We start from the raw sequence: 15048 nt of genomic DNA on the forward strand, positions 1-15048 counted from the left end.
GTGATGAATAAACGGGCGATGGGCGGCCCTCAGGCCGCCGCGCCATCCTTCTTTGTCGATGTCTTGGCGTCGCCGGCCGGAGCGGCGGCGTCACCGGCCAGGTTCTTCCTGCCGCCGGCCTTGAAGTCGGTCTCGTACCAGCCGCCGCCGGCCAGCCGGAAGCCGGCCGCGGAGATCAGGCGGGAGAGTTCGGGGGCCTCGCAGGCGGGGCAGTCGGTCAGCGGGGCGGCGCTGAGCTTCTGCAGCTTCTCGAGACGGTGGCCGCAGGCCTTGCACTCGTATTCGTAGATGGGCATGGTTTTATCACTCCGGAAAATGACAGACCCCGGGTCTGGATGCCGCCGGCACACGCCGGCAGCCACGAATATGCGGCCGGCCGCAGCGATTCCAAGCCTGCCAAAGCCCGACATTATAGCGTGCCCGGCACCCTTGCGGGCAAGGCGCACCGCCCGGGTACCACAAGGAACCCAACACGATGAAAGCCGTCATCCTCGATGCCGCCAGCCTCGGCCCCGATATCGACCTCGCCCCGATCCGTGCCCAGGTCGACACCCTCGATGTCCATCCCCAGAGCAGCACCGCCGAGGCCCGCGAGCGGCTGGCCGGCGCCCGCGTCGCCATCGTCAACAAGGTGGTGCTGGACGGCGCCACCCTGGAGGCCCTGCCGGACCTGGAGCTGATCTGCGTGCTGGCCACCGGCACCAACAACATCGACATGGCCGTCGCCGAGCGCCTGGGCATCGCGGTCAGGAACGTCACCGCCTACGGCACGGCCAGCGTCGCCCAGCACACCCTGATGCTGATGCTGACCCTGGCCAACCGCCTGCCGCGCTACCAGCGCGACGTGGCTGGCGGGCGCTGGGGCGAGAGCCCCTTCTTCTGCCGCATGGACCACGGCACCCTGCAGCTGGAGGGCAAGCACCTGGTCATCGTCGGCCAGGGAGTGCTGGGCAGCCGGGTCGCCCAGCTGGCCGAGGCCTTCGGGATGCGCGTCACCTTCGCGGCTCGCCCCGGCAAGGCGGATGACCGCCGCCCCTCCTTCGCCGAGCTGGCCCCCGAGGCCGACGTGATCAGCCTGCACTGTCCGCTGAGCGACGCCACCCGCCACCTGGTCGATGCCGCGCTGCTGGCCACCCTCAGGCCCGGCGCCCTGCTGGTCAACTGTGCCCGCGGGGGGATCATCGACGAGGAGGCCGCCCTGGCCGCCCTGCGCGAGGGCCGCCTCGGCGGGCTCGGGGTCGATGTGCTGCCGGTGGAGCCGCCCCGTGACGGCCATCCGCTGATCGATGCCCTGGCCGAACCGCTGAACCTGATCGTCACCCCCCATAACGCCTGGATCACCCCGGAGGCACGCCAGAACGTGGTGACGCTGACTGCGGAGAACCTGCGTACCTGGCTGGCCGAGTGAGGGAGGGACCGGCCATGCTCTACAACCTCGGCTCGATCAACCTCGACCACTTCTACCGCGTCCCGCACCTGGTCGGCCCCGGCGAGACCCTTGCCAGCCATGACTACCGGGTCGGCCTCGGCGGCAAGGGGGCCAACCAGTCCCTGGCCATGGCCCGGGCCGGTGGCACCCTCTGCCACTGGGGGCGACTGAGCCGCCAGGATGCCTGGGCCCGGGACACCCTGGCCCGGGCCGGCGTGGACGTCACCGGGGTGGAACTGGTGGACGAACCCAGCGGCCACGCGGTCATCCAGGTGGACGATCAGGGGGAGAACGCCATCATCCTGTTCCCCGGCGCCAACCACGGTTTCCGCGCCCCCGGCCTGGCGGCGCTGCTTGCCGGCACCGCCCCCGGCGACTGGCTGCTGCTCCAGAACGAGTGCAACGGCCTGGACCAGCTGATCCCCCTGGCGGCGGACCACGGCCTGCGGATCGCCTTCAACCCGGCGCCGATGACCGAGGCGGTACTGGAGCTACCGCTGTCGCGCTGCCAGCTGCTGTTTGTCAACCGTCCCGAGGCGGCCCAGCTCGCCGGGCAGGCCCTCACCAGCGAGGCAGAGGCGCTGCTGGATGGCCTGGCGCGCACGCTGCCGACCTGCGAGACCGTGCTGACCCTGGGCGGCGAAGGCGCCTGGTACCAGCACGGCGGCCAGCGGCGCCACCAGCCGGCACTGCCGGTCAGGCCGGTGGACACCACCGCCGCGGGGGACACCTTCATCGGCTACTACCTGGCGGCCCTGCAGGCCGGCCACCCGGTGGCGGAGTGCCTGCGGCGCGCCGCCACCGCGGCGGCGCTGGGCGTGCAGCGCCCCGGTGCCGCCGAGAGCATTCCCGGCGGCGACGAGGTCGAGCGCGCCCTGCGCGACGGCCTCGCCTGACGCTCCCTTCCTTCACCGCTTCGCGAGGACACTTCGTGGCACACTCGATCATCTTCGATACCGACCCCGGCGTGGACGACGCCCAGGCCATCGCCATCGCCCTGCGCCACCCCGAGATCGACCTGCTGGGGATGACCACCACCTACGGCAACGTGGACGTGGAGGTCGCGACCCACAACGCCCTGCTGCTCGCCCAGCTGGCCGGCCGCGACGATGTCCCGGTCGCCCAGGGAGCCGCCGCGCCGCTGGTCAAGGAGCGCCATCCGCCCCCCGCCCATATCCATGGCGCCAACGGCCTGGGCGACATCGAGCTGCCGGCCGTCCGCGGTAAGGCCGATCCGCGCAGCGCGGCCCGGTTCATCGTCGACACGGTCAACGCCCGGCCCGGGGAGGTGACCCTGGTGGCCGTGGGGCCGCTGGGCAACCTGGCCGCGGCGCTGCAGCTCGACCCGTCCATCATCGGCCGGGTCAGGCAGGTCGTCATCATGGGGGGCTCGATCCGCGAAGGGGGCAACGTGACCCCGGTGGCCGAGGCCAACATGTTCAACGACCCGGATGCCGCCGCCCGGGTCCTCACCGCCGGCTGGCCGCTGGTGCTGGTGGGGCTGGATGTCACCCACCGCTGCGTGCTGACCCCGGCCCACATGGCGCGCATCGAGGCCGGCCAGGGCGAGCTCGGGCGAGTGCTGGCGGGGAGCTACGCCTTCTACCGCGACTTCTACCATGACTTCCTGGGCATCGACGGCTGCTGCCCCCACGACAGCTGCGCCCTGGCCTGGCTGCTGCGTCCGGAGCTGTTCACCACGGCACGCGGCCACCTGACGGTGGCGACCGACGGCGATGCCGAGGGGCAGACGATCTTCGCGCCCCAGGGGCGCACCTTCATCGAGGAGCGCTGGTCGCGCACCCCGCCGGTGGAGGTCTGCCTCGAGGTCGACGGCCAGGCCGTCAGCGACTGGATCGCCGACACCCTGGCCTGACGTACCGGTCAAGCTCGACAGGCTCCTAGACGGTGCGGAAGTCGTCCGGGTCGTGGGTCTCGATCACCTCGAGCTCCACATGGGTGACCCGGGCGTTCTCGGGCCCCTTCCAGAGCCACTCGCTGACCGCCTTCACCGCGTCGGGGCCGCCACACAGCAGTACCTCCACCCGCCCGTCGGGCAGGTTCCGGGCATGGCCGGTGACGCCATGCTGCAGCGCCTTCTCCTGGGTCGCCCGCCGATACCAGACCCCCTGCACCTTGCCCGTCACCAGGGCCTTCACGCAGCACTTCTCCATGGGCTTCTCTCCCGTCTCCGTTGGCGGCCGGCGATCGCCGGGCCGCTCGAGCTGACTTGCCACCTTTCTACCAGCCGCGCCCGGCTTCAGGCCAGCCCTAGGGGCTTCCCGTCCCGGGGGCGATGCCCTAGTCTTGTCACTATCCCCGGACGCTTCACGGCCAAAAGCCCTCCGCGGCCGAGGATCGCCCTACCCGGGCACCCCAACCACAATGACAATCCTCACGAGGGAGTCTTCGCCATGCCAGTCTTCAACCACCCGGAATTCGACCATCACCAGCAGATCGTCTTCGGCAGCGACGCCGCCAGCGGCCTGCGCGCGATCATCGCCATCCATGACACCACCCGCGGCCCCGCCCTGGGCGGCCTGCGGATCTACCGCTACGCCAGCGAGGAAGCGGCGCTCACCGACGTGCTGAGGCTCTCCCGCGGCATGTCCTACAAGTCGGCGCTGGCCGACCTGCCCCTCGGCGGCGGCAAGGCGGTGATCATCGCCGACCCCCGCCGCGACAAGACGCCGGAGCTGCTGCGCGCCATGGGACGCCTGGTGGACTCCCTGGGCGGCGCCTACATCACCGCCGAGGACTCGGGTTCCAGCGAGGCGGACATGCAGGTGATCGCCGAGGTCACCGACCACGTGGGCGGGCTGCGCCGCGAGGGCGGCGAGTCAGGCGACCCCTCGCCCTTCACCGCCTGGGGCGTGTTCTGCGCGCTGAAGAGCGCCGTGCGCCACGGCCTGGGCCGCTCCGACCTGGAGGGAGTGCGCGTGGCCATCCAGGGCGTCGGCCATGTGGGCGAGCACCTGGCGCGACACCTGCATGACGCGGGGGCCAAACTGGTGTTGACCGACGTCAACCGGGAGGCGCTGGCCCACCTCGCCGAGGAGCTCGGCGCCGAGGCGGTCGATCCCGTGGCGATCTTCGACGCCGACGTGGATCTCTTCGCGCCCTGTGCCCTGGGGGCCGCGCTGGATGCCGACGTCGTCGAGCGGCTCAGGGCCAGGGTGGTGTGCGGAGCGGCCAACAACCAGCTGGCGACCCCGCAGGTCGCCGAGCGCCTGCGCGAGCGTGGCATCCTCTACACGCCCGACTACGTGGCCAATGCCGGCGGCGTCATCGAGATCGCCTGGCAGCGCCGCGACGACTACGATCGCGCTGCGGTGATGGCCCATATCGAGGGCATCGAGGCGACCCTGGACGAGATCTTCGCCCGGGCGAGTCGCGAGCAGCAAAGCCCGGCGGCGGTCGCCGACGCCCTGGCGCGGGAGCGGTTCGGGCGGGGCTGAGCCTTCGGCCCTTCGTCCGCGACACCCCCAGGCCGGCGTATGCCGGCCTGGGGGTGTGGCGACGGCGCCCTCAGGAGTGGCCGCCCTCGGCATCCATCAGCTCCCGCCTGACCACCACGGCGGTATTGCGCGGCACCAGCGGCCGCCCCCGCTCTTCCAGGTGGCAGCGAGTGAAGGCCGCGCCGAAGAGCAGGATGAGCGAGCTGTAGTAGACCCACAGCAGGATCATCACCACCGAGCCCGCGGCCCCGTAGGTGGAGGCGGTGGCGGTGTGGGAGAGGTAGATGGCGATGCCCGAGCGCCCCACGGCAAACAGCAGCGCGGTGACCACGGCGCCCACCAGCACGTCCTGCCAGCGCAGCACCACGTCGGGCAGCACCTTGAAGATGGTCGCGAAGAGCGCGGCGATCACCGCCAGCGAGACCAGGAACTCGGCGCCGGTGGTCAGCAGCCCCACGTAGGGCAGCAGGTTGTCGGCGGCCTGGAGCATGGCCCGGAGCATCACCCCCAGCACCAGCGACACCAGCAGGATGAAGCCGATGGAGAGCACCACGGTCAGTGACAGCAGCCGATTCTTCACGAAGATCAGCAGGCTGTTGCTGGTAGGCCGGGCGGTGACCCCCCAGATGGTGTTGAGGGAGAACTGCATCTGGGCAAACACCGTGGTGGCACCCACCAGCAGGGCCCCGACGCCCAGCAGGCTGGGCAGCAGCCCCGACTCCTCGATGCGAGAGCTGGCCACGGCCTGCTCGATGGCTGCCGCCGCCTCGTGCCCCATGGTGTCCTGCAGCTGGGCGACGATCTGGCCCTGGGCGGCATCCTCCCCCATCACCAGGCCGATCACCGTCACCGCGATGATCACCGTCGGCGCCAGGGAGAAGAGCGTGTAGAAGGCCAGCGATCCGGCATAGCTGAAGGCGTTGCGTTCCAGCCAGAGCCGGATGGCCCCGTGGATCACGTTCCACCAGAATCGCAGCGCTTCCCTGAGCCCGGTCGGCGTGATCTCTCTGAGATTGAGCATGAGTGTCCCCGCATCCCTGTGTGCCCTTCAGCATACGCGAATGTAACCGAGTGTGCCGCTCCCCGGGCGCATTGCACCGGCCTGCGGCGCTGACCATAATGGGCGGCGCCTTCCCACCGCCCGCCAGGAGTGCCCATGACCGACTGCCCGGACGACGCCTGCGACTTCGACTGCCTGGTGTTCATCGGCCGCTTCCAGCCGCCCCACCTCGGCCACCTGGCGGTGATCCACGAGGCCCTCAAGCGCGCCCGCCAGGTGATCGTGATGGTCGGTTCGGCGTGGCAGGCACGTTCGCTGCGCAACCCGTGGCGCTTCGAGGAGCGCCTGCAGATGCTGCGCGGCGCCTTCGACGACGAGGACAATGCCCGGCTGGCGATCGTGCCGCTGCTCGATGCCCTCTACAACAACGACGTCTGGGTGCGCGACGTGCAGCGCAAGGTCCGCGACATCGCCAGCCCTCAGCACGCCCGCCTGCCGCGCATCGGCCTGATCGGCGCGAGCCGCGGCCAGTCGAGCTACTACCTGTCGCTGTTTCCCCAGTGGGAGTCGGTGAGCGTTCCGCTGGTGGAGGGGATCTCGGCGAGCCAGATCCGCGAGCGTCTGTTTCGCTCCGCCTCCTCCGCCGACGACTACCTGAGCACCGGCGCGTCCCACGACCTGCCCCCCGGCGTGGTGGCCGACGTGCGGGCCTTCTGCGCCGGGGAGAACTATCGCCAGCTGATCGAGGAGCAGCACCTGCTCGACCAGTACCGCAGCGCCTGGGCCCAGGCGCCCTACCCGCCCATCTTCGTCACGGTGAATGCGGTGGTGGTGCAGTCGGGTCACGTGCTGCTGGTGCGCCGCACGGCCGCGCCGGGCAAGGGGCTCTTCGCCCTGCCGGGCGGCTTCATCAATCCCCATGAGCGGCTGCTGGACGCCTGCCTGCGCGAGCTCCGCGAGCGGGTGCGCCTCAAGGTGCCGGAGCCGGTGCTGAAGGGGTCGCTGCGCGGCCAGCGGCTGTTCGACGAGCCCCACCGCAGCTGGCGGGGCCGCACCCTGGCCGAGGCCTTCTACTTCGCCCTGCGACCGGAGCAGCAGCTGCCCCAGCTCAAGCCGGTGAGGGGGGGCGACCATGCCCGCTGGGTGGCCCTGGCCGACCTGGAGCCGGACGCCCTGTTCGAGGACCACTTCTTCATCATCCAGAACTTCCTGGGGCTGCCCGCCGACTTCGGCGGCCCCTGACGGGGGCTGAGCGTCAGGCCTGGAGGAAGTCGCGAGGCAACTTCTGCATCTGCCGCCAGAGCTTCTCGACCCCGGGCTTGTGGACCAGGGAGCAGCGGTAGAGGCGGATCTCCAGCGGCACATCCCACTGCTCGCCGCCGGCGCGCACCAGGCGGCCCGCGTTGAGCTCCTCGCGGATGCAGAAGTCGGGAATCCACGCCATCCCCATGCCCTGCAGCACCATCCCCTTGAGCCCCTCGGCCATGGCCGTCTCGTAGACGGTCCGCAGGCGCATCCGCAGCGGATCGTTCTTGAGCAGCATGCGCACGCTGCGCCCCAGGAAGGCGCCCTGGGTATAGGCCAGGTAGGGAATCGACTCGTTGCCCTCCAGCGGGAAGCGCGGCGCGCCACCCTCGTCGGGCAGGCTGACCGGCACCATCTTGACCTGGCCGATGGAGAAGGAGGGAAACACCTCGGGATCGAGCTGCATGCTGGCGTAGGGGTCGTAGTAGGCCAGCATCAGGTCGCAGTTGCCCTCGCGGAGCACGTGGATCGCCTCCCCGACGTTCATCGCCACCAGCCGGGTCGGCAGCTCGCCGAGCCCCTGCTGCAGGCGCGAGATCCACTGGGGGTAGAAGCTGAGCGCCAGGGAGTGGGCCGCGACGATATCCAGTGCCTCGTTGGCCATGGCCAGGCCGCGCAGGTGGCCCAGGCTCTCGTTGAGCTGCTCCACCAGGTTGCGCGCCGTGACCAGGAACAGCTGCCCCTCGGGCGTCAGGTCCACCGGCGTGGTGGAGCGATCCACCAGGGTCACCCCGATGGCCTGCTCCAGGGAACGGATCCGGCGGCTGAAGGCCGGCTGGGTGACATGGCGCTGGCGGGCCGAGGCGGAAAAGCTGCGGGTGTTGGACAGGGCGACGAAGTCTTCCAGCCACTTGGTCTCGAGGTTCACCATGACTCCCGAACGCTGAAGGGTGGGTGGCCGCCGTGGGACGGCCATCGAGGAACACTAATCTATCACTGGATGGGCGACAGCAGGTAGGCGGCACGCGAGACCAGCTTGCGCCACAGCGGCCGCGAGGTCAGCTCGTCGAGGCTGATGCGGCGGCAATTGGCGAAATCCTTCTCGAGCATCAGCCGCACCTCGGCGGCGAAACGCCGGTCCGGCAGGAAGGCGGTGATCTCGAAGTTGAGCCGGAAGGAGCGATTGTCCAGGTTCACCGTGCCGACGCTGGCCGCGGCATCGTCGATCAGCATCACCTTCTGGTGCAGGAAGCCGGGCTGGTAGCGGTACACCTTGACCCCGGCCCGCAGCATGTCGGGCAGGAAGGAGAAGGCCGACAGGAAGACCAGCAGGTGGTCGGGCCGCTCGGGTATCATGATCCGCACGTCGACGCCGCGCATGGCGGCCAGGCGCAGCGCGTCCTGCACGCCCTGGTCGGGCACGAAGTAGGGGCTGGTGACCCAGAAGCGCTCCCGGGCGCTGTGGATGGCGTGCTGCACCAGCAGGCCGGCGGTATCCTGACGGTCCGCCGGCCCCGAGGGCACGATCACCACCTGATGGCACTCGTGACAGCTCGCCTGGGGTGTCCAGGCGAGGTTGATCACCTCTCCGGTGGCCCAGTGCCAGTCTTCCCAGAAGGCCTCCTGCAGGCCCAGGGCGCTGGGGCCGGTGAGTTTCAGATGGGTATCCCGCCAGGCCCCGTGACGCCCCTGCCCGAGATACTCCACGCCCACGTTGAAGCCGCCGACCCACCCCTCGCGACCATCCACCACCAGCACCTTGCGATGGTTGCGGAAGTTGAGCTGGAAGCGATGCCGGAAGCCCCGCGAGGAGCGAAAGGCGCTCACCTCCATCCCGCTGCTGGCCAGTTCACGCAGATAGCCTTCGTTGAGCTTGTGGCTGCCCACTTCGTCATAGAGGAAATAGACCCGCACACCGCGCTCTGCGGCTCGCTGCAGGCGCTGCTTGAGCTCGACGCCCAACGCATCGTTTCGCACGATGAAGAACTGGATGAGGATGTACTCCCCGGCGCGTTCGATGCCGTCGAAGAGGCTCTCGAAGGTGGCCTCGCCGTCGACCAGCAGCTCGGCACGATTGCCGCTGGTCATCGGCATCTGGGCAAGCTGCTCCACGGCCCGCACATCGGGGTCGCGGGTCTCGGCCACGAAGGGCTCCAGGGGCTCGCGATAGCGGGCCAGCACCCGACGCAGCACGGTGTCGCGCTCGCCGCGAGCCGAGACATAGCCGTAGAAGCGCGGCTGGCCGAAGATCCAGTAGGCGGGCACCGCCAGATAGGGCAGCGTGATCAGGGAGAGGATCCAGGCGACGGCGCCCTGGGAGGTCCGGCTGGAGAGCAGCGCCAGAACCGCCGACAGGATGCCCAGCAGATGCACCATAAAGATCGCCAGACCGAACAGCCAGGATGTCATGGGCTCTCCCTGAAAAAACAGTGTTCTACAGCATACCCAAACGGCAGCGGCCCCGCCAGATGGCGGGGCCGCGGTAGCGCCGGAAGCGACGGGATCACGCCCTTTCGGCGATGATCTCCTTCCACTTGGCGGGGCCGGTCTGGTGCACCGAGGTGCCCTGGCTGTCGACCGCCACGGTCACCGGCATGTCCTCCACCTCGAACTCGTAGATGGCCTCCATGCCCAGGTCCTCGAAGCCCACCACCCGGGACTTCTTGATCGCCTGGGCGACCAGGTAGGCGGAGCCGCCCACCGCCATCAGGTAGACCGCCTTGTTGTCGCGGATGGCCTCGATGGCGGCCGGGCCGCGCTCGGCCTTGCCGACCATCCCCAGCAGGCCGGTCTCCTCCAGCATGGTACGGGTGAACTTGTCCATGCGGGTGGCGGTGGTGGGACCGGCCGGGCCGACCACCTCGTCACCCACCGGATCCACCGGGCCCACGTAGTAGATGAAGCGACCCTTCATGTCCACGGGCAGCGGCTCGCCCTTGGCGAGCATGTCGACCATGCGCTTGTGGGCGGCATCGCGGCCGGTGAGCAGCTTGCCGTTGAGCAGCAGGGTGTCGCCGGGCTGCCAGGTCTGCACCTCTTCCGGCGTCACGCTGTCGAGGTTGACGCGCTTGACGTTGTCGCCCGCCTCGCGGGTGATCTCCGGCCAGTCCTCCAGCTTCGGCGCCGGCAGCGCGGCGGGTCCGGAGCCGTCCAGGGTGAAGTGGGCGTGGCGGGTGGCGGCACAGTTGGGGATGATCGCCACCGGCTTGTTGGCGGCGTGGGTCGGATAGTCCCTGACCTTGATGTCGAGCACCGTGGTCAGGCCGCCCAGGCCCTGGGCGCCGATGCCGCTCCGGTTCACCTTGTCGAACAGCTCCAGGCGCAGCTCCTCGGCGCGGTTGGCGGGGCCACGGGCCTGGAGCTCCTGGATGTCGATGGGGTCGAGCAGCGCCTCCTTGGCGATCTCCATGGCCTTCTCGGCGGTGCCGCCGATGCCGATGCCCAGCATGCCCGGCGGGCACCAGCCGGCGCCCATCTTGGGCAGCTGCTCCATCACCCAGTCGACGACATTGTCGGAGGGGTTGAGCATGGCGAACTTGGACTTGGCCTCGCTGCCGCCGCCCTTGGCCGCCACGTGTACCTCGACGGTATCGCCGGGCACGATCTTGTGGTGGATGACCGCCGGGGTGTTATCGCCGGTGTTCTTGCGGGCGCCGTCCGGATCCGCCAGTACCGAGGCACGCAGCACGTTGTCGGGCAGCTGGTAGGCGCGGCGCACGCCCTCGTTGATCATGTCGTCCAGGCTCATTTCGGCGTCCCAGCGCACGTTCATGCCCACGTGCACGAAGACGGTGACGATGCCGGTATCCTGGCAGATCGGCCGCTTGCCGAAGGCGCACATGCGTGAGTTGATCAGGATCTGGGCGATGGCGTCCTTGGCCGCGGGGTTCTCCTCGCGCTCGTAGGCCGCCGCCATGGCGTCGATGAAGTCCTTCGGGTGGTAGTAGGAGATGTACTGCAGGGCATCGGCGACGCTCTGGATCAGGTCGTCCTGGCGAATCACGGTCATCAGCAAGGGGCTCCTTGGCGTTGTCGGCTTGCCCGCTCGCGTGCCGGCTCCCTGGCCGGTGTGGCGGGCTCGAACGGCGAGCATTATACCCCACCCCGTCGGCTGTCGACATTGGTGCCGCCGAAGGTCGCAGATGATGTCATGCAGCAAGGATGATAACGGTATAAAGTCGGAAAAGGAGAATCGTCAGCCCGGCGGCTGGCACCGGGGACAGGCGTAGAGGCGCCGGGAGGCGACCATGACCCGCTCGATGCCCGAGCCGCAGGCGTGGCACGGCAGGCCGTCGCGCTCGAACACGGCGAAGCGCCAGCGCCGCCGCGAGGCGCCCCGCATCCGGTCGGCGGCGGCCCACTCGGGGCGGTTGGTCACCCCGGCCTGGTCGTAGGCCTGGCGGGTCACCTCGAGGAGACGGCGAGCCAGCCGCTCGAGGGCCGCCTCGTCCAGGTCCATGGGCCTCACCTTGTGGTGGAGGCCGGCGAAGAAGAGGATCTCGGAGCGCAGGTAGTTGCCGATGCCGGCGAACAGCGACTGGTCCAGCAGCAGCCCGCCCAGTCCGCGGAGCCGGAACCTGGGTTCCAGCAGCCGCGCCATGGCCTGCCCTGCCGTGACACCATGGGTCAGCAGGTCCGGGCCGAGCCGCGACAGGAAGGGGTGCTCGCCTAGCCTGTCGCCGCGCCACAGCGAGACGTCCGAGGCGCTGTAGAGGCTCGCCGCCCTCCCCTCCGCCACCAGCCGCACCCGCAGCGAGCGACCGGTATCCGGCTCGCGCTCGGCGTCGTGGAGCTTCCAGACGCCGTAGAGCTGGTTGTGGGAATAGAGCACCCGGCCATCGTCGAAGCGGGTCAGCAGCGCCTTGCCCCAGCTGTCCACGGCGGTGACGCTTCGCCCCACCAGCGAATCGGCCTCCCGCGCCAGCTCGGGAAAGGCGAACCAGGCGTGATCGAGCCGCCGCCCGGCCAGCTGCTCATGGACACGGTCGGCAGCGCGGCGTATCTCGGGACCTTCAGGCATGCTGATTCCTCAGGTAATGGGGTTGGCGTTGAGGCGAAAGGCGCCGGGGACAGGCCTGAAGGGGGTCTTTTTCCAGGGAAGGAAAAAGTAGCGTACAGGGAGGTATTTACAGCGCCCCCGCACAGGCCTGTCGCCGGAACAGCCTTGAGCAGGCACAACTACCCCAGCGCCAGCTGGCGCTCCCTGAGCTCATGCAGGCGGTCGCGCAGCCTTGCTGCCTCCTCGAACTCCAGGTTCTGGGCCGCCTCGAACATGGCATCCTCGACCCGCGAGACCTCCTTGAGCAGGTCCGCCGGCGACAGCTCGGCGGGGTCGTAGAGCGCCTCGCGCTCGGCCACCTTGCGCTCGCCGCGCCGCCCCTTGCCCTTCTTCCCGGGGGCCTGGGCGGCCTCGAGGATATCGGCTACCGAACGGGTCACGGTGGTCGGCGTGATGCCGTGGGCCTCGTTGTGGGCGATCTGCTTGGCGCGGCGCCGCTCGGTCTCCTCCATGGCCCGGCGCATGGAGTCGGTGACCCGGTCGCCGTAGAGGATGGCCTTGCCGTGGGCGTTGCGCGCCGCGCGGCCGATGGTCTGGATCAGCGAGCGCTCGTTGCGCAGGAAGCCCTCCTTGTCGGCGTCGAGGATCGCCACCAGCGACACCTCGGGGATATCGAGGCCCTCGCGCAGCAGGTTGATGCCCACCAGGACGTCGAACTTGCCCAGGCGCAGGTCGCGGATGATCTCCACCCGCTCCACGGTGTCGATGTCCGAGTGCAGGTAGCGCACCCGCACGTCGTGCTCGTCGAGGTACTCGGTGAGGTCCTCGGCCATGCGCTTGGTCAGGGTGGTCACCAGCACCCGTTCGCCCACCTCGGCGCGCAGGCGGATCTCCGAGAGCAGGTCGTCCACCTGGGTGGTAGCCGGCCGCACCTCGAGTTCGGGGTCGAGCAGGCCGGTGGGGCGCACCACCTGCTCCACCACCTGGCCGGCGTGCTCGGCCTCGTAGGGACCCGGGGTCGCCGAGACGAAGATCGTCTGGGGGCAGATCGCCTCCCACTCCTCGAACTTCATCGGCCGGTTGTCCAGCGCCGAGGGCAGCCGGAAGCCGTACTCCACCAGGGTCTCCTTGCGGGAGCGGTCACCCTTGTACATGCCGCCCACCTGGGGAACGCTGACGTGGGACTCGTCGATGAACAGCAGCGCATCCGCCGGCAGGTAGTCGAAGAAGGTGGGCGGCGGCTCCCCCGGCTGGCGCCCGGAGAGGTAGCGGGAGTAGTTCTCGATGCCGTTGCAGTAGCCCAGCTCCAGCATCATCTCGATGTCGTAGAGGGTGCGCTGCTCGAGCCGCTGGGCCTCCACCAGCCGGTCGTGCTTGCGCAGCCAGTCGAGGCGCTCCACCAGCTCCGCCTTGATCGCATCGATGGCTCCCAGGATCGTCTCCCGGGGCGTGACGTAGTGGGACTTGGGGTAGATGGTCATGCGCGGCACCCGGCCCCGCACCTCGCCGGTGAGCGGGTCGAACAGGCTGATGCTGTCGATCTCGTCGTCGAACAGCTCGACCCGCACCGCCTCGTCCTCGGCGTCGGCCGGGAAGATATCGATGACGTCGCCGCGCACCCGGTAGGTGCCGCGCTTGAAGTCCATGTCGTTGCGGGTGTACTGCAGCTCCGCCAGGCGGCGCAGTAACTTGCGCTGGTCGATCAGCTCGCCGCGGGTGAAGTGCAGGCGCATCTTCAGGTACTGGTCGGGATCGCCGAGGCCGTAGATCGCCGACACCGAGACCACGATCAGCGCATCGCGCCGCTCCAGCAGCGCCTTGGTGGCCGAGAGGCGCATCTGCTCGATATGGTCGTTGATGGAGGCATCCTTCTCGATGAAGGTGTCCGACGACGGCACGTAGGCCTCGGGCTGGTAGTAGTCGTAGTAGGAGACGAAGTACTCGATGGCGTTGTCGGGAAAGAACGCCTTGAACTCGCCATACAGCTGGGCCGCCAGGGTCTTGTTGGGCGCCATGACGATGGTCGGGCGCTGCAGGCGCTCGACCACGTTGGCCATGGTGAAGGTCTTGCCCGACCCCGTCACCCCGAGCAGCGTCTGGTGGGCCAGCCCCGCTTCCAGCCCCTTGACCAGGCTGTCGATGGCCACGGGCTGGTCACCGGCGGGCTGGAACTTCGAGGCGAGGCGAAAGGGCTTGCTCATGGTGTCTCCGGGCTGGGGCGGACGCCACCGGGGCGTCCGCGAGTCGGGCCGACCGGGTTCAGGCCTCGGCGGCGCTGGTGGTCCGGGTGGTCACCTCCACGGTGGAGGCGGTCATCAGGCGATGGATCGGGCACTTGTGGCTGATCTCCTCCAGCCTGGCCAGCTGCTCCGGGTCCTCGATGCCGTGGAAGGTCATGACCACTTCGAGTCGGTAGGTGCCCCGGCGTTCCTCGCTGTCGTCACGGTTCACCTTGACGCTCACCCCCTCCAGGGGCCATTTCTTGCGACGGGCGTACATCTGCGAGGTGATCGCCTTGCAGGCGCCCAGGGAGAGGTCGAAGTAGTCGTGGGGGTCGGGCGCGCTGCCCTCGCCGCCATAGGCCTCGGGCACGTCCACGAAGAGGTCCTCGAAGCCGTCGAGTTCGACCCGCTGGCGGTAGATGCTGTTGCGTTCGCTGATGACCTCTATGGTCTTCTTCATCATGTGACCTCGATACCAAGTTTGAGGGATTCCACGGCCCGGATCAGGACCTCGCGCTTCACCCTTCCCTCCACGTCGGCCCCATGCCGCCCCACCTCGACACTGTCGACGCCGTCGAGCATCATCAGCGCCGTGGTGATGCGGTTGATCTGGTCGGCGTTCTCGACGCCCTTGAAGCTCAGCGACTGGTGCGCCATGGCGGTCTCCCCGGTGGCCGGCCCCTGCCGGGGCCGCT

Annotated in this window: 15 protein-coding genes; 5 read left to right on the top strand and 10 right to left on the bottom strand. The window is 69.3% G+C overall.

The window, feature by feature from the left end:
* Positions 1-29 precede the first annotated feature (29 nt).
* Positions 30-296 carry an FmdB family zinc ribbon protein gene (locus tag BDK63_RS06835; protein WP_183330618.1) on the bottom strand — a complete coding sequence of 89 codons (267 nt, stop codon included), beginning with the start codon at positions 294-296 and terminating at the stop codon, positions 30-32.
* Positions 297-475: 179 nt separating this feature from the next.
* Here BDK63_RS06835 and BDK63_RS06840 point away from each other — a divergent pair, with 179 nt between their 5' ends.
* Genes BDK63_RS06840 through BDK63_RS06850 form a run of 3 tightly spaced genes read left to right on the top strand, consistent with a single transcriptional unit; the run spans position 476 to position 3305 of the window.
* Positions 476-1408: a D-2-hydroxyacid dehydrogenase gene (locus BDK63_RS06840; protein WP_183330619.1), complete on the top strand. Its 933-nt coding sequence runs from the start codon at positions 476-478 to the stop codon at positions 1406-1408.
* A 14-nt stretch (positions 1409-1422) separates the two neighbouring features.
* Positions 1423-2325 (top strand): ribokinase, encoded by a 903-nt coding sequence (locus BDK63_RS06845; protein WP_183330620.1) that lies wholly within the window; start codon positions 1423-1425, stop codon positions 2323-2325.
* A gap of 35 nt (positions 2326-2360) precedes the next feature.
* Positions 2361-3305, top strand: coding sequence for a nucleoside hydrolase (locus tag BDK63_RS06850; RefSeq protein WP_183330621.1), 945 nt, complete (start codon positions 2361-2363; stop codon positions 3303-3305).
* A 25-nt stretch (positions 3306-3330) separates the two neighbouring features.
* Here BDK63_RS06850 and BDK63_RS06855 read toward each other — a convergent pair whose 3' ends face one another.
* Positions 3331-3603, bottom strand: a complete 273-nt coding sequence (locus tag BDK63_RS06855; protein WP_183330622.1) for an acylphosphatase — start codon at positions 3601-3603, stop codon at positions 3331-3333.
* Positions 3604-3843: 240 nt separating this feature from the next.
* On the opposite strand from BDK63_RS06855, the gene BDK63_RS06860 reads away from it, so the two are divergent.
* Positions 3844-4887, top strand: a complete 1044-nt coding sequence (locus BDK63_RS06860) for a Glu/Leu/Phe/Val family dehydrogenase (protein ID WP_183330623.1) — start codon at positions 3844-3846, stop codon at positions 4885-4887.
* Positions 4888-4957: 70 nt separating this feature from the next.
* Here BDK63_RS06860 and BDK63_RS06865 read toward each other — a convergent pair whose 3' ends face one another.
* A complete protein-coding gene (locus tag BDK63_RS06865; protein ID WP_183330624.1) occupies positions 4958-5908 on the bottom strand; it encodes a YihY/virulence factor BrkB family protein in 951 nt (316 codons plus the stop codon).
* A gap of 135 nt (positions 5909-6043) precedes the next feature.
* On the opposite strand from BDK63_RS06865, the gene BDK63_RS06870 reads away from it, so the two are divergent.
* The gene (locus BDK63_RS06870) at positions 6044-7129 is read left to right on the top strand and encodes a bifunctional nicotinamide-nucleotide adenylyltransferase/Nudix hydroxylase (RefSeq protein WP_183330625.1); all 1086 of its coding nucleotides are present in this window, start codon (positions 6044-6046) and stop codon (positions 7127-7129) included.
* A gap of 13 nt (positions 7130-7142) precedes the next feature.
* Here BDK63_RS06870 and BDK63_RS06875 read toward each other — a convergent pair whose 3' ends face one another.
* From BDK63_RS06875 to BDK63_RS06905, 7 genes are all read right to left on the bottom strand, one after another.
* Positions 7143-8060: a LysR substrate-binding domain-containing protein gene (locus BDK63_RS06875; RefSeq protein WP_183330626.1), complete on the bottom strand. Its 918-nt coding sequence runs from the start codon at positions 8058-8060 to the stop codon at positions 7143-7145.
* Positions 8061-8125: 65 nt separating this feature from the next.
* The gene (cls, locus tag BDK63_RS06880; protein WP_183330627.1) at positions 8126-9541 is read right to left on the bottom strand and encodes a cardiolipin synthase; all 1416 of its coding nucleotides are present in this window, start codon (positions 9539-9541) and stop codon (positions 8126-8128) included.
* Between the two features lie 94 nt (positions 9542-9635).
* Complete coding sequence (locus BDK63_RS06885) at positions 9636-11141, bottom strand: fumarate hydratase (RefSeq protein ID WP_183330628.1); 1506 nt, start codon at positions 11139-11141, stop codon at positions 9636-9638.
* A 186-nt stretch (positions 11142-11327) separates the two neighbouring features.
* Positions 11328-12152, bottom strand: a complete 825-nt coding sequence (nei, locus tag BDK63_RS06890) for an endonuclease VIII (protein WP_183330629.1) — start codon at positions 12150-12152, stop codon at positions 11328-11330.
* Positions 12153-12310: 158 nt separating this feature from the next.
* Complete coding sequence (gene uvrB, locus BDK63_RS06895) at positions 12311-14332, bottom strand: excinuclease ABC subunit UvrB (protein WP_183330630.1); 2022 nt, start codon at positions 14330-14332, stop codon at positions 12311-12313.
* 58 nt (positions 14333-14390) lie between these two features.
* The gene (locus BDK63_RS06900; RefSeq protein ID WP_183330631.1) at positions 14391-14813 is read right to left on the bottom strand and encodes an OsmC family protein; all 423 of its coding nucleotides are present in this window, start codon (positions 14811-14813) and stop codon (positions 14391-14393) included.
* A complete protein-coding gene (locus BDK63_RS06905; RefSeq protein ID WP_183330632.1) occupies positions 14813-15010 on the bottom strand; it encodes a hypothetical protein in 198 nt (65 codons plus the stop codon). Before BDK63_RS06905 ends, BDK63_RS06900 begins: the two co-directional genes overlap by 1 nt.
* Between the last annotated feature and the right edge of the window lie 38 nt (positions 15011-15048).

It is taken from the genome of Halomonas campaniensis (assembly GCF_014193375.1).
GTDB lineage: Bacteria > Pseudomonadota > Gammaproteobacteria > Pseudomonadales > Halomonadaceae > Halomonas > Halomonas campaniensis.

What these genes read in the sequence shown, in the direction of transcription:
- BDK63_RS06870 (WP_183330625.1), top strand. Translation starts at nt 6,044, where the DNA reads ATGACCGACTGCCCGGACGACGCCTGCGACTTCGACTGCCTGGTGTTC.
- BDK63_RS06835 (WP_183330618.1), bottom strand. Translation starts at nt 296, where the DNA reads ATGCCCATCTACGAATACGAGTGCAAGGCCTGCGGCCACCGTCTCGAG.
- BDK63_RS06900 (WP_183330631.1), bottom strand. Translation starts at nt 14,813, where the DNA reads ATGAAGAAGACCATAGAGGTCATCAGCGAACGCAACAGCATCTACCGC.
- BDK63_RS06860 (WP_183330623.1), top strand. Translation starts at nt 3,844, where the DNA reads ATGCCAGTCTTCAACCACCCGGAATTCGACCATCACCAGCAGATCGTC.
- BDK63_RS06885 (WP_183330628.1), bottom strand. Translation starts at nt 11,141, where the DNA reads ATGACCGTGATTCGCCAGGACGACCTGATCCAGAGCGTCGCCGATGCC.
- nei (WP_183330629.1), bottom strand. Translation starts at nt 12,152, where the DNA reads ATGCCTGAAGGTCCCGAGATACGCCGCGCTGCCGACCGTGTCCATGAG.
- BDK63_RS06855 (WP_183330622.1), bottom strand. Translation starts at nt 3,603, where the DNA reads ATGGAGAAGTGCTGCGTGAAGGCCCTGGTGACGGGCAAGGTGCAGGGG.
- uvrB (WP_183330630.1), bottom strand. Translation starts at nt 14,332, where the DNA reads ATGAGCAAGCCCTTTCGCCTCGCCTCGAAGTTCCAGCCCGCCGGTGAC.
- BDK63_RS06865 (WP_183330624.1), bottom strand. Translation starts at nt 5,908, where the DNA reads ATGCTCAATCTCAGAGAGATCACGCCGACCGGGCTCAGGGAAGCGCTG.
- BDK63_RS06845 (WP_183330620.1), top strand. Translation starts at nt 1,423, where the DNA reads ATGCTCTACAACCTCGGCTCGATCAACCTCGACCACTTCTACCGCGTC.
- BDK63_RS06840 (WP_183330619.1), top strand. Translation starts at nt 476, where the DNA reads ATGAAAGCCGTCATCCTCGATGCCGCCAGCCTCGGCCCCGATATCGAC.
- BDK63_RS06905 (WP_183330632.1), bottom strand. Translation starts at nt 15,010, where the DNA reads ATGGCGCACCAGTCGCTGAGCTTCAAGGGCGTCGAGAACGCCGACCAG.
- cls (WP_183330627.1), bottom strand. Translation starts at nt 9,541, where the DNA reads ATGACATCCTGGCTGTTCGGTCTGGCGATCTTTATGGTGCATCTGCTG.